This is a genomic window from Pseudomonas sp. RV120224-01b (assembly GCF_003208145.1).
Classification (GTDB): domain Bacteria; phylum Pseudomonadota; class Gammaproteobacteria; order Pseudomonadales; family Pseudomonadaceae; genus Aquipseudomonas; species Aquipseudomonas monteilii.
Window position 1 is genome coordinate 327,146 of sequence record NZ_QKMQ01000001.1, and the last position, 24,732, is coordinate 351,877.

At 63.6% G+C, this 24,732-nt stretch carries 19 protein-coding genes and 4 tRNA genes; 18 read left to right on the forward strand and 5 right to left on the reverse strand.

Going from position 1 to position 24,732, the window contains the following annotated elements; translation table 11 throughout:
- The first annotated feature begins 65 nt into the window (after positions 1-65).
- The 16 genes from N436_RS01580 to N436_RS01655 all read left to right on the forward strand — a co-directional run bounded on the left by N436_RS01580 (position 66) and on the right by N436_RS01655 (position 14,750).
- Positions 66-1,070, forward strand: coding sequence for an aspartate-semialdehyde dehydrogenase (locus tag N436_RS01580; RefSeq protein ID WP_105945329.1), 1,005 nt, complete (start codon positions 66-68; stop codon positions 1,068-1,070).
- Between the two features lie 71 nt (positions 1,071-1,141).
- Positions 1,142-3,931, forward strand: a complete 2,790-nt coding sequence (locus tag N436_RS01585) for a FimV/HubP family polar landmark protein (RefSeq protein ID WP_110740250.1) — start codon at positions 1,142-1,144, stop codon at positions 3,929-3,931.
- Between the two features lie 99 nt (positions 3,932-4,030).
- The gene (truA, locus tag N436_RS01590; RefSeq protein ID WP_105945327.1) at positions 4,031-4,885 is read left to right on the forward strand and encodes a tRNA pseudouridine(38-40) synthase TruA; all 855 of its coding nucleotides are present in this window, start codon (positions 4,031-4,033) and stop codon (positions 4,883-4,885) included.
- 61 nt (positions 4,886-4,946) lie between these two features.
- Positions 4,947-5,567 carry a phosphoribosylanthranilate isomerase gene (locus tag N436_RS01595; protein WP_110740251.1) on the forward strand — a complete coding sequence of 207 codons (621 nt, stop codon included), beginning with the start codon at positions 4,947-4,949 and terminating at the stop codon, positions 5,565-5,567.
- A 214-nt stretch (positions 5,568-5,781) separates the two neighbouring features.
- Positions 5,782-6,675, forward strand: coding sequence for an acetyl-CoA carboxylase, carboxyltransferase subunit beta (gene accD / locus N436_RS01600; protein ID WP_110740252.1), 894 nt, complete (start codon positions 5,782-5,784; stop codon positions 6,673-6,675).
- Positions 6,675-7,982, forward strand: a complete 1,308-nt coding sequence (folC, locus tag N436_RS01605) for a bifunctional tetrahydrofolate synthase/dihydrofolate synthase (protein ID WP_110740253.1) — start codon at positions 6,675-6,677, stop codon at positions 7,980-7,982. Before accD ends, folC begins: the two co-directional genes overlap by 1 nt.
- Positions 7,966-8,631 carry an SPOR domain-containing protein gene (locus tag N436_RS01610; RefSeq protein ID WP_110740254.1) on the forward strand — a complete coding sequence of 222 codons (666 nt, stop codon included), beginning with the start codon at positions 7,966-7,968 and terminating at the stop codon, positions 8,629-8,631. Before folC ends, N436_RS01610 begins: the two co-directional genes overlap by 17 nt.
- A 244-nt stretch (positions 8,632-8,875) precedes the next feature.
- Positions 8,876-9,433, forward strand: coding sequence for a CvpA family protein (locus N436_RS01615; protein ID WP_012271205.1), 558 nt, complete (start codon positions 8,876-8,878; stop codon positions 9,431-9,433).
- 42 nt (positions 9,434-9,475) lie between these two features.
- On the forward strand, positions 9,476-10,981 hold the full coding sequence (gene purF / locus N436_RS01620; protein WP_016715903.1) for an amidophosphoribosyltransferase: 1,506 nt from the start codon (positions 9,476-9,478) through the stop codon (positions 10,979-10,981).
- A gap of 16 nt (positions 10,982-10,997) precedes the next feature.
- Positions 10,998-12,209 carry an O-succinylhomoserine sulfhydrylase gene (locus N436_RS01625; RefSeq protein WP_060498788.1) on the forward strand — a complete coding sequence of 404 codons (1,212 nt, stop codon included), beginning with the start codon at positions 10,998-11,000 and terminating at the stop codon, positions 12,207-12,209.
- Complete coding sequence (locus N436_RS01630) at positions 12,206-12,979, forward strand: SDR family oxidoreductase (RefSeq protein ID WP_110740255.1); 774 nt, start codon at positions 12,206-12,208, stop codon at positions 12,977-12,979. Before N436_RS01625 ends, N436_RS01630 begins: the two co-directional genes overlap by 4 nt.
- 147 nt (positions 12,980-13,126) lie before the next feature.
- Positions 13,127-13,202 (forward strand) — tRNA-Val (locus N436_RS01635).
- 66 nt (positions 13,203-13,268) lie between these two features.
- Positions 13,269-13,345, forward strand: a tRNA-Asp gene (locus N436_RS01640).
- A 99-nt stretch (positions 13,346-13,444) separates the two neighbouring features.
- Positions 13,445-13,521: transfer RNA gene (locus N436_RS01645), tRNA-Asp, on the forward strand.
- 140 nt (positions 13,522-13,661) lie between these two features.
- Positions 13,662-13,738, forward strand: a tRNA-Asp gene (locus tag N436_RS01650).
- A gap of 199 nt (positions 13,739-13,937) precedes the next feature.
- Positions 13,938-14,750: a DUF2242 domain-containing protein gene (locus N436_RS01655; protein ID WP_105945322.1), complete on the forward strand. Its 813-nt coding sequence runs from the start codon at positions 13,938-13,940 to the stop codon at positions 14,748-14,750.
- Positions 14,751-15,100: 350 nt separating this feature from the next.
- Here the strand turns inward: N436_RS01655 and N436_RS01660 are convergent, their stop codons facing one another.
- The 3 genes from N436_RS01660 to N436_RS01670 all read right to left on the reverse strand — a co-directional run bounded on the left by N436_RS01660 (position 15,101) and on the right by N436_RS01670 (position 19,617).
- On the reverse strand, positions 15,101-16,141 hold the full coding sequence (locus tag N436_RS01660) for an AraC family transcriptional regulator (protein ID WP_105945321.1): 1,041 nt from the start codon (positions 16,139-16,141) through the stop codon (positions 15,101-15,103).
- A 4-nt stretch (positions 16,142-16,145) separates the two neighbouring features.
- Positions 16,146-17,264, reverse strand: a complete 1,119-nt coding sequence (locus N436_RS01665) for a carbon-nitrogen hydrolase family protein (RefSeq protein ID WP_110740256.1) — start codon at positions 17,262-17,264, stop codon at positions 16,146-16,148.
- A 115-nt stretch (positions 17,265-17,379) separates the two neighbouring features.
- The gene (locus N436_RS01670; RefSeq protein ID WP_110740257.1) at positions 17,380-19,617 is read right to left on the reverse strand and encodes a TonB-dependent siderophore receptor; all 2,238 of its coding nucleotides are present in this window, start codon (positions 19,615-19,617) and stop codon (positions 17,380-17,382) included.
- 259 nt (positions 19,618-19,876) lie between these two features.
- On the opposite strand from N436_RS01670, the gene N436_RS01675 reads away from it, so the two are divergent.
- Positions 19,877-21,913: an NADPH-dependent 2,4-dienoyl-CoA reductase gene (locus N436_RS01675; RefSeq protein ID WP_110740258.1), complete on the forward strand. Its 2,037-nt coding sequence runs from the start codon at positions 19,877-19,879 to the stop codon at positions 21,911-21,913.
- A gap of 153 nt (positions 21,914-22,066) precedes the next feature.
- Positions 22,067-22,960, forward strand: coding sequence for a 1-aminocyclopropane-1-carboxylate deaminase/D-cysteine desulfhydrase (locus tag N436_RS01680; protein WP_110740259.1), 894 nt, complete (start codon positions 22,067-22,069; stop codon positions 22,958-22,960).
- Here the strand turns inward: N436_RS01680 and N436_RS01685 are convergent.
- Positions 22,951-23,496: a cytochrome b gene (locus N436_RS01685; protein ID WP_060498795.1), complete on the reverse strand. Its 546-nt coding sequence runs from the start codon at positions 23,494-23,496 to the stop codon at positions 22,951-22,953. The genes N436_RS01680 and N436_RS01685 overlap by 10 nt on opposite strands.
- A gap of 223 nt (positions 23,497-23,719) precedes the next feature.
- Positions 23,720-24,652, reverse strand: a complete 933-nt coding sequence (locus tag N436_RS01695; protein ID WP_110740260.1) for a DUF1853 family protein — start codon at positions 24,650-24,652, stop codon at positions 23,720-23,722.
- Between the last annotated feature and the right edge of the window lie 80 nt (positions 24,653-24,732).

A 24,732-nucleotide genomic window follows, 5' to 3' on the forward strand; every position in this document is an offset into this window, starting at 1 on the left:
CGTTGGCCTCGCCCGGGCAATGCGAGTAAAGTGCCGCTCCCGTTTCGCCAGAGGCAGCCTGCAGCATGAACCCTACATTCGATATCGCCGTCGTCGGCGCCACCGGCAGCGTCGGTGAAACCCTGGTACAGGTGCTCGAAGAACTGGCGTTCCCGGTCGGCACCTTGCACCTGCTGGCCAGCATGGAGTCGGCGGGCAGCAGCGTGATGTTCGCCGGCAAGAAGCTCAAGGTGCGCGAGGTGGACAGCTTCGACTTCGCCCAGGTCAAGCTGGCCTTCTTCGCCACAGGTGCCGCAGTCAGCCGTAGCTTTGCCGGCAAGGCACTGCAAGCAGGCTGCACCGTCATTGACCTGTCCGGTGGCCTGGACGATGCCCTGGCCCTGGTACCTGAAGCCAACGCCGAACGCCTGGCTGGCCTGGCGCTGCCGGCACGCATTGTCAGTCCGTGCTCTGCCGCCGTTGCCGTGGCTGTCGCGCTGGCACCGCTCAAAGGCCTGCTGGACATCGAGCGGGTTCAGGTAATGGCATCGCTGGCGGTGTCTGCACAAGGCCGTGAGGCGGTCAGCGAGCTGGCCCGTCAAACGGCAGAGCTGCTCAATGCCCGGCCGCTGGAGCCGCGCTTCTTCGACCGCCAGGTGGCTTTCAACCTGCTGGCCCAGGTTGGCGCGACCGACGAACAGGGCCACACGGCGCTGGAGCGCCGGCTGGTCAACGAGTTGCGCGTGCTGCTGGGCATGCCTGAGCTGAAGATTTCCGTGAGCTGCGTTCAAGTCCCGGTGTTTTTCGGCGATAGCTTCAGTGTGGCCGTGCAGAGCCGTCGCCCGGTCGACCTTGAAGCGGTCAACCAAGCCCTGGAGGCAGCCGAAAGCGTCGAGCTGGTAGAACGTGACGATTATCCGACGCCGGTTGGTGACGCAGTGGGCCAAGACGTGGTCTATGTTGGTCGTGTACGTCACGGTGTTGATGAAGACCAGCAGCTCAATCTCTGGCTGACCACCGACAACGTGCGCAAAGGCGCCGCGCTCAATGCCGTGCAAGTGGCGCAATTGTTGATTAAACACATGCCGTAAAAGATACTGGCGAGCACTTTTGTCCTGCTCCGCATGCAGGTTTCGGGACGATTCATACAAGGGAAGAGGTCATGCTTCGAATTCGCAAACTGGTTCTGGCCATGGCTGCAGCATCGGCGCTGTCGTCTGGCATGGCGAATGCGCTGGGCCTGGGGGAGCTGACCCTGAAGTCGGCACAGAATCAGCCGCTGGACGCCGAGATCGAATTGCTCGATGTGCGCGACCTCAAAGCCGCCGAAGTGGCGCCTAGCCTGGCGCCACCGGAAGAGTTCAGCAAGGCCGGGGTGGCGTTTCCGACCTACCTCGAAGACCTGACCTTCACACCGGTGATCAACCCCAACGGTAAAAGCGTGCTGCGGGTTACCTCCAGCCAGCCGCTGCCGGGGCCGGTGGTCAAGTTCCTGGTTCAGGTGATGTGGCCGCAAGGCCGCCTGCTGCGCGACTACAGCGTGCTGCTTGACCAGGCCAAGGCCCAGGGCGACAAGCCGGCTGCAGGCAATGTGACACCGGCCACAACCGGTGCCAGCAGCTACACCACCCAGCGCCGTGACACCTTGTGGCAGATTGCCGCGCGCAACACGCAGGGTGGCTCGATCCAGCAGACCATGATCGCAATCCAGGCGCTGAACCCGGATGCCTTCATCGGCAACAACATCAACCAGCTGAAGGTGGGCCAGGTACTGCGCCTGCCCGACCAGCAGCAGATCCAGAACATTCCGCAGGGCGAGGCCAACAGCGAAGTGGCCGAGCAGTATGCCGCCTGGCGTGAAGGCCGGCGCCTGGGCCCGCGTGCCCGCCAGCTTGACGCTACCCGCCGTGGTGCCGCCGAGGCTGCGCCGGCGCGCATCGCCCAGGGCGACAACTTGCGCCTGGTCAGCCCGGGCAACCAGGCCGGCCAGACCAAGGCGTTGAATGACAAGCTGGCGGTGGCCCAGGAAAGCCTGGATACCAGCCGGCGCGACAACGAAGAACTGAAAAGCCGCATGTCCGACCTGCAGAGCCAGTTGGACAAGCTGCAGCGTCTGATCGAGCTGAAGAATGACCAGTTGGCCCGCCTTCAGGCCCAGGGTGTGGCAGCGCCGGCTACGGCTGCCGCTGCCGCCAAACCGGCTCAGCCGGCGGCAACTGCCCAGCCGGCGGCCAAACCCGCACCGGCTGCCGTCGATACCGCGCCCAAGCCGGTGCCGGCAGCCAAGCCTGCGCCTGTCGGCCAGCCGAATGGCGCGCTCGACCAGATCCTGGGCAACCCATGGCTGATCGGCATAATTGCCGGCTCCAGCCTGCTGGTGCTGGCACTGCTGCTATGGCTGCTGGCGCGCAAGCGTAAAGCCCAGCAAGAAGCTGAAAAGCACCTGCGCATGGCGCGGGCGCTGGAGGAAGAGCAGGGCACAGGCTTCGACACCGATACCGAGAGCCTCGATGGCGTCGAAGTTTCGGAGCCGAGCGTTACCCTGTCGCCAGCCGTGGTCGCCGCTTCAGCCGCCGCTGCCGTTGCTGCGGAAAAAGTGGCTGAGCCTTCTGCCGAGTCGGCGCCGGAAGCTGAACCGCAAGCCGACCCGCATGCCGCGCTGCTGGCGGAAGTTGACCAATGCCTGGCCGAAGGCCGCCTGAACCGCGCCACTGACCTGCTGGAGCCCGCCGTGGCTGGTGCGCCGGAGCGTGACGACCTGCGCCTGAAGCTGATGGACGTGTACGCCCGCCAGGGTGACCAGAGCGCGTTCGCCGAGCAGGAGCGCAAGCTGCCGGCCAGCGAGCAGAACATTGCCGAAGTCGCCGGGTTGAAAGAACGTTACCCTGCCATGCTCGGCCTGGCCGCTGCCGGGCTGGGCGCGGCGGCACTGGCTGCCGAGATGGATGAGCAGTACGTGCAGGAGTTGCTGCACGATGAGGCCGAGGCGCCAGTGGTTGCCGACGTGGTGCCTGAAGAAGTGCCTGAATTCGAGCCGCAAGTGGAGGCTGAGCCAGAGGTCGTCGCGCAAGCGGAGCCTGAAGCCGTGTTCGAGCCAGAAACCGAGCTGGATGCCTTCGATGATGTGCCGACCCTTGATGTATCGGGCCTGGAAGCGCATGGCCTCGATGAGCAGGATCTGGACAGTGCCTTCGACTTGAGCCTGGGTGAAGACCTGCCCGAAGAAGACCCGCTGGCCGCGCCGCTGCTGGACGAGTCTGTGCAGCAGGAGCCTGTACCTGACGAGTTGGTCATTGCCGAGCCTGTGCTGGATGAGCCTGCGTTTGAAGAGGCTCAGCCAGAAGAACCGCCGTTTGCCGTGGATGCCGAACTGCAAGCCGACGCTGACGCTGATTTCGAGGCCATGCTGGACCAGGCTGAGCCGCAGCCAGCCGTGGACCTGTCTGACTTCGACCTTGATGTCAGTGAGCCGGTCGCCCCGGCCGCTCCAGATGCCGTTGAAGAGGCTCCGGTGGATGTTGCCGCCGAACTGGCTGCCTTCGACAGCGAGCCGGCATTCGACCCGGCCTCCGACTTCGACATGCCGTCGGACTTCGACTTGTCCCTTTCGCTGGAAGACGATTCGCCGGCAGCCAAGAGCTTTGCCTCGGAGCTCGACGACGTGAACGCCGAGTTGGACAAGCTGTCGCAGAGCCTGGAATCGCCCTCTCTGGAGCCGCATTTCACTGCAGAAGACGCGGTTGCGCAGCCGGATCCCGAGCCGCCACTGGACGACCTGGACTTCGACTTTTTCTCCGGCAGTGACGAAGTGGCCACCAAGCTCGACCTGGCCCGCGCCTACATCGACATGGGCGACAGCCAGGGTGCGCGCGACATCCTTGATGAAGTGGTCAAGGACGGCGACGACGGTCAGCGCCAGGAAGCCGAGGACATGCTCTCTCGCCTGGTTTGACATAGCCCTCAAATGAAGCGCACATCAACGGCAGCCCTACACGGCTGCCGTTGTCGTTATAATCCCCGCCATTCCGTACACCCCACAGGTTTCAAACGCTTGGACATCATCGACACCGCCACCACCGAATCCGCGGCCGAAGGCTACTCCCGCATCGCCCTGGGCGTGGAATACAAGGGCGCGCGCTACCGCGGCTGGCAGCGCCAGGCCAGCGGCGTGCCAAGTGTCCAGCAGGCCCTTGAGCAAGCATTGTCCAAAGTTGCGAACGAGCCGATTTCGGTGATCTGCGCCGGGCGTACCGACGCCGGTGTCCACGGCTGCGGGCAGATCGTGCACTTCGACACCCGCGCTGTGCGCGATGAGCGCGCCTGGACCATGGGCACCAACTTCAACCTGCCGCACGACATCAGTGTGGCCTGGTCGCGGCCGATGCCGGCCGATTTCCATGCACGCTTCAAGGCTTGTGCCCGGCGTTATCGCTACGTCATCTACAACGACCCGATCCGCCCGGCGCACCTGGCCGAGGAAGTCACCTGGAACCACCGCCCGCTGGATGTCGAGCGTATGGCCGAGGCTGCGCAGTTCCTGCTCGGCACTCACGACTTCAGTGCCTTCCGCGCCAGCCAGTGCCAGGCCAAGTCGCCGGTCAAGCACATCTACCACCTGCGCGTTACCCGCCATGGCCAGATGATCGTGCTGGACGTGCGCGCCACTGCTTTCCTGCACCACATGGTGCGCAATATTGCCGGTGTGCTGATGGCCATCGGTGCCGGCGAGCGCCCTGTTACCTGGGCGCGTGAAGTGCTGGAAGGGCGCGACCGCCGTGAAGCCGGGGTCACGGCCCATCCATACGGGCTGTACCTGGTGCAGGTCGAGTACCCCGAGGAATATGCACTGCCCCAGCGTTACATCGGCCCACACTTTTTGACCGGCTATGAGGCGTTGGCAGACTGACGGGCGAAAAGTCATTTGCTAACATCCGGCCTTTCACCGGAATAACCAAGGTTCGCTGTCCATGAGCAATGTTCGCAGCAAAATCTGTGGGATCACCCGTATCGAAGACGCACTGGCCGCTGCCGAAGCGGGTGCCGATGCCATCGGTTTCGTCTTCTATGCCAAGAGCCCTCGCGCCGTGGACGTGCGCCAGGCGCGTGAGATCATTGCCGAACTGCCACCGTTCGTGACCACGGTCGGGCTGTTCGTCAACGCCTCGCGTTGCGAGCTGAACGAGATCCTCGAAGTGGTTCCGCTGGACCTGCTACAGTTCCACGGCGACGAAACACCACAGGACTGCGAAGGCTATCACCGCCCCTGGATCAAGGCCCTGCGTGTTCGTCCGGGTGACGACCTGGAGGCGGCCTGCCAGCAGTACGCGGGCGCGCGCGGTATTTTGCTGGATACCTACGTGGCGGGTGTGCCGGGGGGAACCGGAGAGGCGTTCGACTGGTCTCTGGTGCCGGAGCGCCTGAGCAAACCGATCATCCTGGCGGGCGGGCTGTCGGCCGATAACGTCGGCCAGGCCATTGCCCAGGTGCGGCCTTACGCGGTGGATGTCAGCGGTGGCGTCGAGCAGGCCAAGGGCATCAAGGATGCCGCGAAGATCGAGGCGTTCATGCGGGCCGTTAAACAGGCGTGATGGCAGATGTGACGGCTGGCTGCGCGCCATCGTCCATAGCTTTCGCAGCCCTGCTGGGCAGCTGCCTGCACAGGCGGCAGAACAACACATTAGCGGTGGAGCGGTGCGCTGGAAGCCCCGGCGGCCGGTCCACCATCGTTTGATAAAAGATTTTGAGCTCAAGGGCAGGGCCGGCGACACCGGCCCCCGCCTGCCAATACTGGAGAAAGAAAGCATGAGCAACTGGTTAGTCGACAAACTGATCCCTTCGATCATGCGTTCCGAGGTGAAGAAGAGCTCGGTGCCTGAAGGCCTGTGGCACAAGTGCCCGGCTTGCGAGGCCGTGCTGTATCGTCCGGAGCTGGAAAAGACCCTGGATGTCTGCCCCAAGTGCAACCATCACATGCGCATCGGCGCACGTGCGCGCATCGACATCTTCCTCGACGCCGAAGGCCGTGCCGAACTGGGCGCCGAGCTGGAGCCGGTCGACCGCCTGAAGTTCCGTGACGGCAAGAAGTACAAGGACCGCCTGGTCGGCGCCCAGAAGCAAACCGGCGAAAAAGACGCCCTGATCTCCATGAGCGGCACCCTGATGGGCATGCCGATCGTGGTCAGCGCCTTCGAGTTCTCGTTCATGGGCGGTTCCATGGGTGCCATCGTCGGCGAACGCTTCGTGCGTGCGGCCAACTACGCCCTGGAGCACCGCTGCCCGATGGTCTGCTTCTCCGCTTCGGGCGGTGCACGCATGCAGGAAGCGCTGATCTCGCTGATGCAGATGGCCAAGACCTCGGCCGTGCTGGCGCGCCTGCGCGAAGAAGGCATCCCGTTCATCTCGGTACTGACCGACCCGGTGTACGGCGGCGTTTCCGCCAGCCTGGCGATGCTCGGCGACGTCATTGTCGGTGAGCCAAAAGCCCTGATCGGCTTCGCCGGCCCACGCGTGATCGAGCAGACCGTACGCGAAAAGCTGCCAGAAGGCTTCCAGCGCAGCGAGTTCCTGCTGGAGCACGGTGCCATCGACCTGATCATCTCCCGTGGCGAACTGCGCCCGCGTCTGGCCCGCCTGCTGGCGCAGATGACCGGCCAGGACACCCCGGAGCAAGCGCGTGAGGCGGCAGCCGTCGCGTGATGAAACAACGATCCCTGGGCGAGTGGCTCGCCTACCTCGAGCAGTTGCACCCCTCGGCCATCGACATGGGCCTGGAGCGGTCGCAGAAGGTGCTTGCCCGGCTGGCGCTGGGCAAGCTGGCGCCACGCGTGGTGACGGTAACCGGCACCAACGGCAAGGGCTCCACCTGCGCCTTCGTGGCCTCGCTGCTGCGTGCCCAGGGGCTCAAGGTCGGCGTGTACAGCTCGCCGCACCTGTTGCGTTACAACGAGCGGGTGCTGATCGATGGCCAAGAGGCCAGCGATGAGCGCCTGTGCGACGCCTTCGCCGCCGTCGAGGCGGCGCGGGGCGACATTTCCCTGACCTACTTCGAGATGGGCACGCTGGCTGCGTTCTGGTTGTTCTACCAGTCGCAACTGGATGCTGTGGTACTGGAAGTAGGTCTTGGTGGCCGCCTGGACACCGTGAACGTGGTGGATGCCGACCTGGCCCTGGTGACCAGCATCGGTGTCGACCATGTCGACTACCTGGGTGATACCCGTGAGTTGGTGGCTTTCGAAAAGGCCGGCATCTTCCGTCCGGGCAAGCCGGCTCTGTGCGGCGACCTGGATCCGCCACAGCCATTGCTGGACAAGGCCGCCGAATTGGCTGCGCCTCTGTTCCTGCGCGGTCGTGATTTCGACCTGACCACTACCGATAGCGCGTGGAACTGGCGGGGTACCGCAGCAGATGGCGCGCAGGTAGAGTTGCGTGAATTGCCATTGCTCGATCTGCCCATGGAGAACGCCACGCTGGCCCTGCAGGCCTACCTGCTGATGGGCCTGCCCTGGGATGCAGGGCAGGTGCGCCAGGCGTTGCTGGCTACCCGCATCACCGGCCGTCTCGACCGCCGTGTGCTGCAGTGGCAGGGCAAGTCGGTAGAATTGCTGCTGGATGTGGGTCATAACCCCCATGCAGCGGAGTATCTGGCCCGTCGGCTGGCGGCTCGCCCGCTCAGGGGGCGCCGTCTGGCAGTGTTCGGCTTGCTCGCCGACAAGGACCTGGACGGCGTTGTTGCGCCGCTGAAGGGCTTGGTCGATGACTGGGCTGTGGCGCCGTTGGATACCCCACGTAGCCGCCCGGCTGCAGAACTGGCCACGGCCTTGACGAACCTCGGCGCTGCGGTGAAGTCTTATGCCAGCGTCGACGCGGCCCTTGAGGGGCAATGCGCGCAGGCGACGGCGGATGACCAGATCCTGCTGTTCGGTTCGTTTTTCTGTGTCGCCCAGGCGCTGGAATGGCTGCAGCGGCACACCCAGGAGGGTGAAGTAGATGGCAGTGCTGGATAAAGGGATTAAACAGCGCATGGTGGGTGCGCTGGTGCTGGTGGCGTTGGCGGTGATTTTCCTGCCGATGCTGTTCACCCGCGAGGACGAGATGCGCCAGGTGCATGTCGAAGCCCCGCAGGCGCCGGCGATGCCCAGCCTGCCCGAGGTGAAGGTGGAGCCGGTTGCCGTGCCGGAGCCGCAGGCCATCCCGGAAGAGCCTCAGCAACCACCGGTGGTGGTTGACGAGTCCACGGCGCCGGCCAGCACACCCAGCCAGCCGATCACGCCATCGCCGCAGACCCAGGCGCAGGTTCAGCCGGCCAAGCCGCAGGCGCCAGCGCCCAAGGTCGAGCCGAAACCTGTGGCTACGCCTGCGCCAACCGCAGCTGTGGCAAAACCGGCTGCGCCCTCGAAGATCGACGTCAATGGCCTGCCGGTCAGCTGGTCGATCCAGTTGGCCAGCCTGTCCAACCGCGCTGGCGCTGAAAAGTTGCAGCAAACCCTGCGTAGCCAGGGCTACAACGCCTATATCCGCTCGGCAGGTGGGATGAACCGGGTATACGTGGGGCCGTTGATCGAGCGGGCCGAAGCCGAGCGCACGCGTGATGCCATCAACCGCCAGAACAGCCTCAAGGGTTTTGTGGTGCGCTTCCAGCCTGAGCGCAGCTGATAAAGCCGGGGCGGCTTTGCCGCCCATCGCCGGCAAGCCAGCTCCCACCTTTATCGCATCAACTTTGATTCATGTGCAGTCCTGTGAAGGCAACTGTCATGTGCAAAGCTTCAAAGCGTGTGCGATCCCTGTGGGAGCTGGCTTGCCGGCGATGAATCCAACACCAATCCACCTGACATTCCGCTTACCCAACCCCCCGCTGCTCTGGTAAAATGCGCCGCCTCAAACGTCTGCAGGCAGCACCGTGGCATTTACCTTGGTTGATTGGGCGATCATCGCGATCATCGCCGTCTCCACACTGATCAGTCTCAAGCGCGGCTTCGTCAAGGAAGCCTTGTCCTTGCTCATCTGGATCATTGCCGGTGCGGTTGCCTGGATGTTCGGCGGTTCGCTCTCGGTGTATCTTGAAAGCTATATCCAGACGCCCTCCATGCGCGTCATCGCGGGCTGCGCCATTCTTTTCGTCGCCACCTTGCTGGTGGGGGCCATGGTCAACTTCCTGGTCGGCGAGCTGATCCGTGTGACCGGGCTGTCCGGCACCGATCGTTTCCTGGGCATGGCCTTTGGTGCCGCGCGCGGGGCCTTGCTGGTAGTGGTGGCCATAGGCCTGATCAGCCTGGGGCCGGTTCAACAAGACACCTGGTGGCAGGAATCACGCCTGATACCACAATTTCTCTTGGTCGCCGACTGGTCGAAAAACCTGATTCTGGGTTTCACCGGCCAGTGGTCGCCCAGTGGGTTGATCAGCGCTCCGGCTGATCTTCCGTTCAAGGAACAGTTGCTCGGGCCATCCAAGCCCTGAGCGCTATTCACTCAAGTTTCGTCAAAGTAGGGGTTGCGTCGCATGTGTGGCATCGTCGGTATCGTCGGTAAGTCGAACGTCAATCAGGCGCTGTATGACGCGCTTACGGTCCTCCAGCACCGCGGCCAGGACGCTGCCGGTATCGTGACCAGCCATGACGGCCGGTTGTTCCTGCGCAAGGATAATGGCCTGGTGCGCGATGTGTTCCAGCAGCGCCACATGCAGCGCCTGGTGGGCAGCATCGGCATTGGCCACGTGCGCTACCCGACAGCGGGCAGCTCGACCTCGGCCGAGGCCCAGCCGTTCTACGTCAACTCGCCGTACGGCATCACCCTGGCACACAACGGCAACCTGACCAACGTCGAGCAGCTGGCCAAGGAGATCTACGAGTCTGACCTGCGCCACGTCAACACCAACTCCGACTCGGAAGTGCTGCTGAACGTCTTCGCCCATGAGCTGGCGGTGCGCGGCAAGCTGCAACCGACCGAAGAAGACGTGTTCGCTGCGGTTTCCCACGTGCACAGCCGCTGTGTCGGCGGTTATGCCGTGGTGGCGATGATCACCGGCTACGGTATCGTCGGCTTCCGCGACCCCCATGGCATCCGCCCGGTGGTATTCGGCCAGCGTCACACCGACGAAGGCGTGGAATACATGATCGCCTCGGAAAGCGTGGCCCTGGACGTGCTCGGCTTTACCCTGATCCGCGACCTGGCACCGGGCGAAGCGGTGTACATCACCGAAGGCGGCCAGCTGTTCACCAAGCAGTGCGCCGAAGCGCCGACCCTGCAGCCGTGCATCTTCGAACATGTCTACCTGGCCCGCCCGGATTCGATCATCGACGGCATCTCGGTGTACAAGGCCCGTCTGCGCATGGGTGAAAAGCTGGCCGACAAGATCATGCGTGAGCGCCCTGAGCACGATATTGACGTGGTCATCCCGATTCCGGACACCAGCCGCACCGCCGCGCTGGAGCTGGCCAACCGCCTGGGCGTCAAGTTCCGCGAAGGTTTCGTCAAGAACCGTTACATCGGCCGTACCTTCATCATGCCTGGCCAGGCTGCGCGCAAGAAGTCGGTGCGCCAGAAGCTCAACGCCATCGAGCTGGAATTCCGCGGCAAGAACGTGATGCTGGTGGACGACTCGATCGTGCGCGGCACCACCTGCAAGCAGATCATCCAGATGGCCCGCGAAGCCGGTGCCAAGAATGTCTACTTCTGCTCTGCAGCCCCTGCAGTGCGCTACCCCAACGTCTACGGCATCGACATGCCGAGTGTTCACGAGCTGATCGCCCACAACCGTACCACCGAACAAGTGGCCGAGTTGATTGGCGCCGACTGGCTGGTCTACCAGGACCTGCCTGACCTGATCGATTCGGTCGGTGGCGGCAAGATCAAGATCGATCACTTCGATTGCGCGGTATTCAACGGTGAATACGTCACCGGCGATATCGACGCGGCCTACCTCGACCGCATCGAGCAGGCCCGTAATGACCTGGCCAAGGTCAAGAACCAGGCCGTCAGCGCGATCATCGACCTCTACAACAACTGATTCAGGGAGCGACGGCATGACGGATCAATGGGATGCCGGGCGACTGGACAGCGACCTCGAGGGTGTCGGTTTCGACACCCTGGCGGTGCGCGCCGGTCAACACCGTACACCCGAGGGCGAGCACAGCGAAGCGCTGTTCCTGACCTCCAGCTACGTGTTCCGCACGGCGGCCGATGCTGCTGCGCGCTTTGCCGGTGAAACGCCGGGTAACGTTTACTCGCGCTACACCAACCCGTCGGTACGTGCCTTCGAGGAGCGCCTGGCGGCGATGGAAGGTGCCGAGCAGGCCGTGGGCACGTCCACCGGCATGGCGGCGATCCTGGCCGTGGTGATGTCGCTGTGCAGCGCCGGTGACCATGTGCTGGTATCGCAGAGCGTATTCGGCTCGACCATCAGCCTGTTCGAGAAGTACTTCAAGCGCTTTGGCGTGCAGGTGGACTACGTGCCACTGGTCGACCTAGCTGGCTGGGAAAAGGCCATCAAGGCCAACACCAAGCTGCTGATCGTCGAGTCGCCGTCCAACCCGCTGGCCGAGCTGGTCGACATCACTGCGCTCAGTGAAATCGCCCATGCCCACGGTGCCATGCTGGTGGTGGACAACTGCTTCAGCACCCCCGCGCTGCAGCAGCCGCTGAAGCTGGGTGCCGACATCGTGTTCCACTCGGCCACCAAGTTCATCGACGGCCAGGGCCGTTGCATGGGCGGCGTGGTTGCCGGCCGTGCCGAGCAGATGAAGGAAGTGGTGGGCTTCCTGCGGACCGCAGGCCCGACCCTCAGCCCGTTCAACGCCTGGATCTTCACCAAGGGCCTGGAAACGCTGCGCCTGCGTATGCGTGCGCACTGTGAAAGCGCCCAGGCCCTGGCCGAATGGCTGGAGCAGCAGGATGGCGTGGAGAAGGTGCATTACGCCGGCCTGCCTAGCCACCCGCAGCACGCACTGGCCAAGCGTCAGATGAGCGGCTTTGGTGCGGTGGTCAGCTTCGAGGTCAAGGGCGGCAAAGAGGGCGCCTGGCGCTTCATCGATGCGACCCGGGTGATTTCCATCACCACCAACCTGGGGGACAGCAAGACCACCATCGCCCATCCGGCCACCACCTCCCACGGCCGCCTGTCGCCGCAGGAGCGCGAAGCTGCAGGCATCCGCGACAGCCTGATCCGCGTTGCCGTGGGCCTAGAAGACGTGGCCGACCTGCAGGCAGACCTGGCACGCGGACTGGCGGCACTGTGATCGAAATCGGCGGCAGTGTGCCAGGCCACAACGGCCGGGTAGCCCTTGTGACCGGTGCCGCGCGCGGCATCGGCCTGGGCATTGCCGCCTGGCTGATCTGCGAAGGTTGGCAGGTGGTACTCAGCGACCTTGACCGCCAGCGCGGTGCAAAGGTGGCCAAGGCCCTGGGTGACAACGCCTGGTTCATCACCATGGACGTTGCCGACGAGGCTCAGGTCAGTGCCGGAGTGTCCGAGGTGTTAGGGCAGTTTGGTCGGCTGGACGCGTTGGTGTGCAATGCGGCGATTGCCAATCCGCACAACCAGACGCTGGAAAGCCTGAGCCTGGCGCAGTGGAATCGGGTACTGGCGGTCAACCTCAACGGGCCGATGCTGCTGGCCAAGCATTGCGCGCCGTACTTGCGTGCGCACAATGGGGCAATCGTCAACCTCACCTCTACCCGGGCGCGGCAGTCCGAGCCCGATACCGAGGCCTACGCCGCGAGCAAGGGTGGCCTGGTGGCCTTGACCCATGCCCTGGCGATGAGCCTGGGCCCGGAGATTCGCGTCAATGCGGTGAGCCCGGGCTGGATCGATGCCCGTGACCCGTCGCAGCGCCGTGCCGAACCGCTGACCGAAGCCGACCATGTCCAGCACCCGACGGGCAGGGTAGGGACGGTGGAAGATGTGGCAGCCATGGTTGCCTGGCTGCTGTCGCGCCAGGCGGCGTTCGTGACTGGCCAGGAGTTTGTGGTCGATGGCGGCATGACCCGCAAGATGATCTACACCTGAGACCGGCGTTATAGGAACGGGGACCGAAAGGTCCCTTTTCTGTTTTTACCTTTTTTGAAAAAAATTCAATGGGGCTATTGACTTAGCTTCGCCACCTGCGTAAATTTCGCGGCCTCAGCGAAGCAAACGCAACAAGCAACATCGCGAGGGTGATTAGCTCAGCCGGGAGAGCATCTGCCTTACAAGCAGAGGGTCGGCGGTTCGATCCCGTCATCACCCACCACTTCCTGAGATGTTCCTGACGCTTCAGGTTTCGTAAGAAACCGAAAGCCAGAGAGGAACGCACTGCGCAGCGGTAGTTCAGTCGGTTAGAATACCGGCCTGTCACGCCGGGGGTCGCGGGTTCGAGTCCCGTCCGCTGCGCCATTTTTCAGTAACAGATGGGTGCCTGGCACCGGTCTGAAGCCACAAGGCAAAAACCTTGGGCTGATCCCAGTTTCAATCAGGCGCAAGCCTGAACGATACGCAGCGGTAGTTCAGTCGGTTAGAATACCGGCCTGTCACGCCGGGGGTCGCGGGTTCGAGTCCCGTCCGCTGCGCCATCTTCGCTTCAAGGTCCCTAGAACACCTTGAAGCAACACAAGAGAAGCGATCATGTTATCGCTTTTTTTGTGCCTGCCCTGAGGCCAATGCGCCGGAAGGGTAGACTCAGGTTTCAATCGGGCGCAAGCCTGAATGATACGCAGCGGTAGTTCAGTCGGTTAGAATACCGGCCTGTCACGCCGGGGGTCGCGGGTTCGAGTCCCGTCCGCTGCGCCATCTTCGCCTCAAGGCCCCTTGAACGCCTTGAAGCACAAAAAAGCGACCTTCGGGTCGCTTTTTTCGTTTCTGCGGGCAAGCATTCCCGGCCTTTACCCACATTTACACCAACCTGACAGGTTCTTCACCGACCAGTGGTTCCTGTGCCTGCCTGCTGTGTTGCACAATAGGCACCTTCTCGACATACCCGGAATTCGCAATGACCAGATCTTCCGTCTTTGGTGCGCTCGGGCTGGCCCTGGTGCTGGCGGGCGTGACCGGTTGTTCCTCGAAAAAGGCCGCCATCTACGAGCACGAGAACTTCGACGACTCGGGCACCTTCTCGCGCAGCTTCCCTGTGAGCGATGCCGGCTCTTGCGAGGCCGCGCGGCGTGCCTTGCTCAGCCAGGGGTACATCATCACCAGCAGTGGCGCCAACCAGGTGGTGGGTAACAAAAGCTTCCAGCAGAACAGCGAGAACCACCTGCAAATCAGCTTCAACGTTACCTGTGCACCGGATGTGAGCGACGAGCAGCGCTCGACCATGTTCGCCAACGCGCTGCAGGACCGTTATGCGCTGAAAAAATCCAACACCTCTGCCAGCCTGGGGGTGGGCGTGCTGGGTTCGGTGTCGATGCCGATTGGCTCCAGTGACGATTCAATGGTCAAAGTGGCCAGCGAGACGGTAACGGCCGCGCAGTTCTATGACCGCTACTTCGCCCTGGTGGAGAGTTACCTGCCCAAGCCGAAAAAAGTTGCCAAGGCAAAGGCTGAGGCGCCCAAGGTCGAAAAGCCCGCAGTTGATCTGGGGCTGCCGGAACAGGCCGCCGCTAACCCTGTGGCCCCGACACCCGCACCGGCGACTGAGGTTGCGCCCGCGCCAGCGGCCGTTGCCCCGGCCAATGAGGCGGTGGCAGCGCCAGTGGTGAATGACAGCCAGGGCTCGCAGCCGGTGGCACCGCCGGTAGAGGCTGCGCCGATTCAGGTGCAGCAGGATGCGCAGCCTGCCGAAGCGGCGTCACCCTCTCTTTAATGGGCGCCTGTACCGGCCTATCGCCGGCAAGCCAGCTCCCACAGGTACAGCACAGATTTCGAAAACTGTGATCAACCTGTGGGAGCTGGCTTGCCGGCGATAGGGCCGGTACAGGTTAGACACATCCCCTGTTACAGAAGCCCTGCGATAACTTCCTGAACACCTGCTACGTTTACCACTCATAAGCTTGTCATCATTCCTTCATCCCACCTGCTTAGGTTGAAGGCGACACCGACGAAGACAAATGAGTAAAGAGGACGCAGGGCTATGGATGAATACCAGGAAGAACTACTCGAAACCCAGGCTTACGAACTGGACACCCCGGAACCGGCTGACGACGCCACCGAGCTTTAGCCCACCCGCCGCTGGCTGCGGCGGAACTCTCCCGGTGTAAGGCCCGTCCAGCGCTTGAACGCGCGCTGGAAGGCCTCGGCCGATGCAAACCCCAACAGATAGGCAATCTCGCCAAAGGCCAGCGCTGTATCGCGGATATAGGTCTCGGCCAGGTCGCGCCGTGTTTCATTGAGCAAGTCGCGAAAGCGTGTGCCTTCCTCGGCCAGCTTGCGGCGCAGTGTCCAGGTTGGCAGCTGCAGGTGCAGGGCCACTTCTTCCAGGTCGGGCTCACGGCCGCCATTGAGCAGCGGGCCCAGCAGGTGGGTGATGCGCTCACCCAGGCTGCGCACCCGCGTGCGCTGCAGCATTTCTGCTTCACACAGCTGCAGCAGGTGCTGCCAGGTGCTCGGGCAATGCCTGGGGTTGGCCAGTTGCAGCGTGGCGCGGCTCAGGCGCAGGCGGTTGCCGTCGGCGGCGAACTGCACGGGTGTGCTGCAAAGCGGTTGGTAGCGTGCGGCATACGCGGGTGCGGCAAATTCGATGTCCAGGCGTTCGGCCTGCACCGAGGTGCCTGCAAGGTCGGCTAGCTGGGCTAGCCAACCCGCGAGCAGCGAGTCGACCACAAAGCGGTTGTAGGCGTTATAGGGGCTGATGGAGTAGAAGCGCAGCCAGGCGCCCTGGGCGTCTTCGTGAAAGCTGGAGTGGCCACGGTAGTTGGCCGCGTACAGCGGTTCGAAGTGCAGCAGGGTGCGCGCTGCCTCGCCAAGGGTAGGGGCCTGGGCGGCGGTGACCCCGGCCAGGCCGGCATGAGCCAGGCGGCTCAGGCGCCCCATGTGCAGGCCCAGGGCGGGCTCGCCGCACAGTTCGATGGCGGCGTGGCCAAGGTGCATGTAGCGGGGGATCGACAAGCGCGCGCCGGCTTCAGCCAGGCGCGGCCCATCCAGGCCATAGCGCAGCAGCAGCGGTTCGGGGGCGTGGCCAAGTTCGCGCAGGGCCTCGCTCAGCGGTTGAACAAAGCCAACCGACAGGTCGCCCAGGCGCACGCGGGGGCGGGCCATGGTGTTACAGCCACAGGTTCAGCAGGCGGGCACCCGGGCTTGGGGTGCCCACCAGCAACTCACCCGCCTGGTGGGCGAAGCCTTGGCCATCACTGCCTTGCTCCCAGAACTGCCCACGCATGAACACGCTCATGCTGCTGACACTGGCCCCGGCCGCCCCGGTCAGGCGTTGCCAGGCGGTCTGTTCGCTGACTTCGCCGCGCTGCAGGGGCAGCCCGGCGGTGGCGTGCTGGTGGCGGTTGCCACGCCATGGCGCTTCCCAGCTGCTCTTGCCGCTGAGAAACACCGGGTTGGCGACCAGTTGTACCGCTTGTTGTGCCAGTTGCCGATGGTTTTCCGGGTACCAGCTGTCACTGCCTATCAGCACACCCAGCCGCCCGGCAGGCGTTTGCACGACCTGCAACGGGTGCTTGCGCCCATTGTGGACGTAGCGGCGCATTTCGCTGTCAGGGAACTGCTGGTGTTGTGGCTCGCCCAGTAGCGAGCCATCGCCAGCAAACACCATGCTGCTATTGAACAGCGGGCCACTACCGGCGTGCAGCACGCCCTGTTTCACGTAGGGTGCAGGCAGCACGATGGAGCCGGCCACCAGGGTAACGCCGAATTCCTTGGCCAGGCCGCCGAACAACTGCTGATAGTCTGCGGCCATTTGCTCGGCCTTCATGCGCAAGTGCGCATCGGCGCGCCAGTCATCGCCGTCGGCGCCGAGCATGGCCAGGCCGTAGCGCAGCGGGTTGCTCAGCTCCAGCCATTGCAGGGCCTCGCGGCTCTGGGTCACCTGATACAGTTCGTTTTTCTCACCGCGCGCCCACAGCCAGGTGCCGATGTGCTCCGGCAGCACCACTACCGTGCGCGGGCTTATCAGTCCTTGTGCGCGAGCCTGCTCAAGGTAAGCCGCGAGCTTGCGGTGCAGGCGCTGCAGGTTCTGGTAGTCACCCGGGTACAGCAGCGGCTCGACGCCCAGCAGGTTGCCGTGTTCGCCTGGCACGCCGTGGTTCAGTGCCAGCTCGATGCGCAGGTCGGACAGGTAGTGGCCTTCCGGACGCTGTTGGGTCCAGAAGCCATAACCAAGGAGGGCGGCGAGGAAGACCAGCGCCAGGGCGCCAGCAAGCAGTTTTCGCATTGACCGTGTCTATCTAGTTGAAACTGTGACAAGGGTACGAGCAAACCGGCGCCCAGCGGAAGGTCAATTGTGCGATTTGGTTGTGCCGGGGCCGCAAACGGCCCCGGCGGCGGCATCAGAACTTGCCGCTCAGGCTGACCAGGAAGCTGCGTGGCTCGCCATACAGGTTGCCATAGCCGGTGGAAGACACGGTGCTGTAGTAGGTCTTGTCGAACAGGTTGTTGGCGTTCAGGGCCAGGGTCCAGTGTTCGTCCAGATCATACGCGGCACGTGCCGAGTAGATGGCGTAGCCGCTTTCCACGAAGGAGTAGTCCAGCGATTCGCTACCGCCCAAAGGCACCACGGTGCCCGATTCGCTGTGCTCGCTCTGGGCGATCACCCCGGCGCCAAGGCTCAGTGCCGGCAGGCGCTGGAAGCGGTAGTCGGTCCACAGTTTGAACAGGTGGCGCGGGGTATGGGTGCTGAAGCGGGCATCGCCTTTGCGCTTGTTCTCGTTGGCGTTGTAGGTATAGCCCAACGCCACTTGCAGCCCTGGCAGCACTTCGCCGTTCAGCTCAAGTTCGAAGCCCTGGCTCAGCTGGTAGCCATTGCCGACATAGCAGCATGAGGTGACAGACCCCCACTGACGTGGGTAGTCGGGATCGATCTGGCCTTCGCCCTTCTTCTCGATACGGTACAAGGCAAAGCTGGCCAGCAGCTTGCCGTCAGCCAGCTCCTGCTTGATGCCGACCTCGTAGTTGGTGCCGGTCAACGGCTCCAGGGCCTTGCTGCCCGGTGGTGGACCTTGCAGCAGGGTAGCCTGCGACTTGTAGATTTCAGCGTGGCTGGCATACAGGCTGGTGGTTTCGCTGAGGTCGTAGACGATGCCGTAGTACGGCACGAACTGGCGGTCCTCATCGATAGAGTTGAGCTTCTGGCCATTGGCACCGACATACTCGGTGTCTTCCATGAGCGTGTAGCGGCCACCGATGATCAGCGACAGGTCGTCCACCGGGCGGATGCGCAGCGAGGTGTAGGCGCCTGCCTTGCGCACATCGGTGCTGGTGTCCGGGAAATTCTCGGCCGTGGGGAAGCGCTCCGGCAGGGTTGGCGAGAAGATCAGGTCGTCGTAAAGGAAGTTCCAGTAGCTGCCACCACGGCTCTTGAGCTTGCTGCCGTCCACCCCTACGGTCAGGTCGTGCATGTGGCCGAACGCGTCGAACGAACCTTGCAGGTTCAGGTCCAGGGTGGTGTTGGTGGTTTTGAAATCATGCTGGTTGTTCCACCACGAGCCGCCGGTGCCAGTGGCCGGGTCGATGGGGTTTTCCAGCTCCACCACATTCTGCGCGTTGCGGTTGATGTTGTGGCGCACGTTGGCCACGGCTTTCCAGTTGTCGCTCAGTTGCTGGTCGAGGCGGGCGAACACCGTGGTGTTCTCGATATCGTTCCAGCTCCAGGGCGTGGTCAGGTTGGTGCTGCGCGACAAGCCCAGATCGCTGCCGTCAGAGAAGCGGCCCAGGGTGTTGCGCACGCCATTGAGGTCGTCACGCTGGTGGCTGGCACCGAAGAACAGCAGGGTGTCGTCGCTGGCATCGAACTCGAACGACACATAATTGAGGTTGCGTTTCTTGTGGTCGTAGTCGACGAAGTTGTGTTTGTCTTCCAGCACGCCTACATAGCGCCCGCGCAGGCGCCCATCCATTGCCAAAGGGCCGGTTACATCGAATTCGCCACGGTAGTTGTCCCAGCTACCGGCCGAGGTCAGGGTTTTTACCTGCGGCTGCGCCAACGGGCGCTTGTAGCTGAAGTTGATCACCCCGCCCGGTTCACCTGCACCGTACAAACCGTCGGCACCGCGCAACAGGCCGACGCTGTCGAACTGGGCAAGGTCTTCGTAGCGGCTGCTGTCGAGCATGCTCGACGTGGCGCCACCTTCATAGCGCACATCGTTGATTTCGAAGCCACGGGACACATAGGTGTTCTTGGCCCATGCCTCCTTGCGGGTAACACCGGTCATCTGGTTCATCACCTGGTCCATGTTGCGCAGTTGCTGGTCCTGCAAGCGCTGATCGGTGATGACGGTTACCGATTGCGGAATTTCGCGCAGTTTCTGCGGCCCCTTGCCGCCCATGGTGGTGGTGCCCGGCGCATAGCTGCCGGTGTTTTCCGTGCTGGCGCCCAGCCATTGGCTTTCGACGTTGGTGGCTGACAGCTCCATGGGGGGGGATACGTGTTTGCCGCCATCCTTGGCAGCCTCCTGTGTCGTCGGGTCCAGTGTTTCGGCGCGCAGTACGCCGGTTGGCAGTGCAGCGGCGACGCCGAGGCACAGGTGCAGCGACAGGGGAGACAGCCGGGTGAGGCGGGTTTTGACCATGAAGGCAGCATCCAATTGGTAGTTATTATCGGATGCGAATTATTTACAATTGATTTACGTTTTCAATACGCTCATGAGAATATTTTTACAATTCATGACATAGCGTGAGGTCTTCCTGTTTGTTTTGATCATTAACTTGTCAGTTTCAATCATTGAGTCAATTCAAACGGCTGTTTAATGTCGCTGACAGACAAACGACAGGCCCCGCTGACCGGTGAGGTGCCTGCATACCGTGATCACGCCACCAGGGGACCTTTCCATGGCCGCCGACCGCTACCCGCACCTGCTTGCCCCGCTGGACCTGGGCTTCACCACCTTGCGCAACCGCACCCTGATGGGCTCGATGCACACCGGCCTCGAAGAGCGCCCCGGCGGTTTCGAGCGAATGGCGGCGTACTTTGCCGAGCGCGCCCGTGGTGGCGTTGGCCTGATGGTAACGGGCGGCATTGCGCCCAACGATGAAGGCGGGGTGTATTCCGGTGCGGCCAAGCTCAGCACCGAGGAGGAGGCCGACAAGCACCGTATCGTCACCGATGCGGTACATGCCGCGGGTGGCAAGATCTGCCTGCAGATCCTGCATGCCGGGCGCTATGCCTACAGCCCACGGCAAGTGGCACCCAGTGCGATCCAGGCGCCGATCAACCCGTTCAAGCCCAAAGAGCTGGATGAGGCGGGCATCGAGAAGCAGATTGCCGACTTCGTCAACTGCGCGGTGCTGGCCCAGCGTGCCGGTTACGACGGCGTCGAGATCATGGGTTCGGAAGGCTACTTCATCAACCAGTTCCTCGCTGCCCATACCAACCACCGTACCGACCGTTGGGGCGGTAGTTATGAAAACCGTATGCGCCTGGCGGTGGACATCGTCAGCCGGGTGCGTGGTGCGGTAGGGCCGAACTTCATCATCATCTTCCGCCTGTCGATGCTCGACCTGGTGGAAGGTGGCAGTACCTGGGACGAGATCGAGCTATTGGCCAAGGCCATCGAGCAGGCTGGCGCGACCTTGATCAACACCGGCATCGGCTGGCACGAAGCGCGTATCCCGACCATCGCCACCAAGGTGCCGCGTGCAGCCTTCAGCAAGGTCACCGCCAAGCTGCGTGGCGTGGTGAGCATTCCGCTGATCACCACCAACCGTATCAATACCCCGGAGGTGGCCGAGGCCGTATTGGCCGAGGGCGATGCCGACATGGTCTCGATGGCCCGGCCATTCCTGGCCGACCCGGATTTCGTCAACAAGGCGGCAGCCGGGCGTGCCGACGAGATCAACACCTGCATCGGCTGCAACCAGGCCTGCCTGGACCACACCTTTGGCGGCAAGCTGACCAGCTGCCTGGTCAACCCCCGTGCTTGCCACGAAACCGAGCTCAATTACTTGCCTGTACGGGCCGTGAAGCGCATTGCCGTGGTGGGGGCCGGCCCGGCGGGCCTGGCAGCGGCCACCGTGGCGGCTGAGCGTGGCCATTCGGTCACCCTGTTCGACGCTGCCAGCGAGATTGGCGGGCAGTTCAACGTCGCCAAGCGGGTGCCGGGCAAGGAGGAGTTCTTTGAAACCCTGCGCTACTTCCGCAACAAGGTGAAAAGCACGGGCGTGGACTTGCACCTGAATACCCGTGTCGATGTGCAGGCATTGGTGGACGGTGGCTACGATGACATCATCCTGGCCACCGGTATTGCCCCACGTACCCCGGCCATTCCCGGTGTCGAACATGCCAAGGTGCTCAGCTATCTCGACGTACTGCTTGAGCGCAAGCCGGTGGGCCAATCGGTTGCGGTGATTGGCGCGGGTGGCATCGGCTTCGATGTGTCCGAGTACCTGGTGCATCAGGGGGTGGCCACCAGCCAGGACCGTGAAGCGTTCTGGAGGGAATGGGGCATCGATACCCACCTGGAAGCACGCGGTGGTGTGGCCGGGGTCAAGGCTGAGCCGCATGCCCCGGCGCGGCAGGTGTACCTGTTGCAGCGCAAAAAGTCCAAGGTAGGTGATGGCCTGGGCAAGACTACCGGCTGGATTCACCGCACCGGGCTGAAGAACAAGCGGGTGCAAATGCTCAATAGCGTTGAGTACCTGGGTATCGACGATGCCGGCCTGCACATTCGTGTGGCGGATGGCGAGCCGCAGGTGTTGCCGGTGGACAACGTGGTGATCTGCGCCGGACAGGATCCGCTGCGTGAATTGCAGGACGGGTTGGTGGCGGCGGGGCAGTCGGTGCACCTGATTGGTGGCGCGGATGTGGCGGCTGAGCTGGATGCCAAGCGGGCGATCAACCAGGGTTCAAGGTTGGCGGCCGAACTCTGAGATTGCCGGGGCCGCTGCGCGGCCCTTTCGCGACACAAGGCCGCTCCCACAGGGACCGCGCTAGGCATAAAGGTTATGCGGTCCTGTGGGAGCGGCCTTGTGTCGCGAAAGGGGTGCGAAGCGCCCCCAGGATTTCCCTGTAAACTGTGATCCATGCATGTATTCGACCTCCCCCAAGCCCCTCTGCAACCCCTGAACCTGCCTTGGCTGCAACAAGCCCAGGTCAAAGCCGCCATCCTGCGCCTGGACCTGATCGACCCACTGATCAGCGGCAACAAGTGGTTCAAGCTGCGCCATCACCTGCAGCAAGCCAGAACCAGCAAAGCCCCGGGCCTTATCAGCCTGGGTGGCAACCATTCCAACCACCTGCATGCCCTGGCCGCCGCCGGCAAGCGCTTCGGTTTCGCCACCGCCGGCCTGCTACGGGGTCACGCCCAGGACACACCCACTGTGCGTGACGTGAAGGCATTGGGCATGGAACTGCACTGGCTGGGCTATGGTGGCTACCGCGCGCGCAACGAACCAGGCTTCTGGACCCCGTGGCAGGCCCGCTATCCCGGCTGGCACTGCATTCCGGAAGGCGGCGGCGGGCTGGCCGGCGCACAAGGTTGTGCCCTGATCATGGAGCAGGCGCGCTCACAAATCGCGGTACTGGGCTGGTCGGATTACGACGCCTGGTGGCTGGCCGCTGGCACCGGTACCACGTTGGCCGGCCTGGTACTGGCCGAGGCGGGCGCACATGCCGTACATGGCGCATTGGCCGTACCCCGGGACCACGGTGTACCCGAGACGGTGGCAGCCTTGGCCGGCGGCCACGGCTACCAGCTTCACGACGCCTGCCGTGGCGGCTTCGGCAAGTTCGATGATGACCTGCTGGCCTTTATCGCCGAGTGCGAGCAACACAGCGGCGTACCGTTCGAAGCCCTGTATACCGGCAAGGCCCTGCTGGCATTGCGTGAGCAGGTCGGGTCCGGGCTGTTCGCGCCCGGCACCCGCCTGATCGTCGTGCACACCGGTGGCCTGCAGGGCCGGCGCGGTTACTTGTAAGGCAGCATGCGCAGCAGCGTGTTGTCGCGCTGCACATAGTGGTGGTACAGCCCGGCCAGCGCGTGCAGGCCGATCAGCCAGTAACCCCAGCTGCCAACCCGTTCATGCCAGCCCTTGATGAACTTGGCCTGGTCCGGGTCCGGGCCGATCAGGTGTGGCAGCTCCAGGCCGAAGAACGGCACCGGTTTGTCGGCGGCGCTGAGGATCAGCCAGCCGGCCAGCGGCAGGCCGATCATCAGCAAGTACAGCGCCAGGTGCATCAGGTGCGCAAGCCCGGTTTGCCAGGCCGGCGGTTTGGGTACGATCGGCGGGGTCGGGCGGCTCAGGCGCACGGCCAGGCGCAGCCATACCAGCACGAACACACTGAGCCCGAGCATGAAGTGCAGGTCTTTCATCAGGTTGCGTTCAACGCTGTCTTTAGGGAACAGGCCGCGCAGTTCGATAAGGGCGTAGACAGCGGCCAGCAGCACCAGCATCAGCCAATGCAGGGCGATGGACAGGCGCGCGTAGTGGGTCGCGGGGGTGGATGAAACCATGATCGGTCCTCGTCATCAGGTCGGAATGGCGCTCTTGCTGGCGCTCAGGTATCACTGTAGTGATTACCGGGAACAAATCTTTGCGCTGGGTCTGTGAAAATTGTGTTGCCTGGTCTGGCGTCATCGCCGGCAAGCCAGCTCCCACAGGTACTGCGTTGGGCCTGAGGTCCATGCAGTACCTGTGGGAGCTGGCTTGCCGGCGATAGGGCCGGTACAGGTAACATCAGGTACCGGGCATATGTGGCCAGTCATCACCCACCAGAAACACCCGCTCCACCTCCTGCCAGGCACCGTCAGCCTCCTGCTCCAGCCTCACCAGCAACTGCGCCGGAGCCTGGCGCTCCAGCACATGCAACCACGCGGCAAACTGCTCCACCGCCCAGCATTCACCAGCCTCGACCCGCGCCGGTGCCAGCCAGGCATGCCGCTGCAATGGCTGCCAATGCTCACCCTCGGCCATGACCCAGTCCCGCCTCCGTACCCAGCGCCCACGCAAGTGCTGCGGGTTGGCGCCCGTCGGTGGCTCGGCATGCCCCGGCCACGGGTAGAACAGATAGCCCCCCAGCCATACATGGGCCTGCACCTGGCCAACCCCCAACCCGGTCAACAGCTCGCGGCTGTGGGCCCCGTTCGACATGGGCAACTGATGCCCCGCCAGGTGCGCAAGCTTGCTCCCCAGCCGGTCATGGCACCCAGGCCCCAGCCAGGCATGCGGGTCGTGCCCGGCGCCTTCCGGCCCCAGGTACAGCTTGATCGCCAGTTCCAGGTGGTGCACGCCGTCACGGTCGCGCAACACCATATCCAGTTCGCCCAGCGTGCGCCCGGCATCTCGGATCGCCAGGTTGGCTGCCAGCAGCTCGATGCCCGGCGCCTGGCCCAGGGCGAATTGCCACAGGCGTTCGTAGTAATGCCCCAGCCGCCGGCTGCCCAGCTTCGCCAGCCAGTCTTGCAATGGCCGGTCATCTTCATCCAGCGCGCGCAACCACTGTTCAAGGTGCTGCGGCTGCTGCGCCCACAGGCTGCCCGCCAGCGGGTGGCGCTGGGGGCAGGGCGGGGCGCTGAGCAGGGGCGGCGACAGCATGGCCCAGGCCAGGTCGCGCACGGCGGGGCGCTGCAGTTGCCGGGGCAGGTCGTGAAGCTGGAGGAATGGCGTCATCCTGCGAGCATAGCCGGTTTGCCGCTACCCGGTGGTTTCGCCCATAATCGGCCCATCGTCACCCGCCGCAGAGCCTCGCA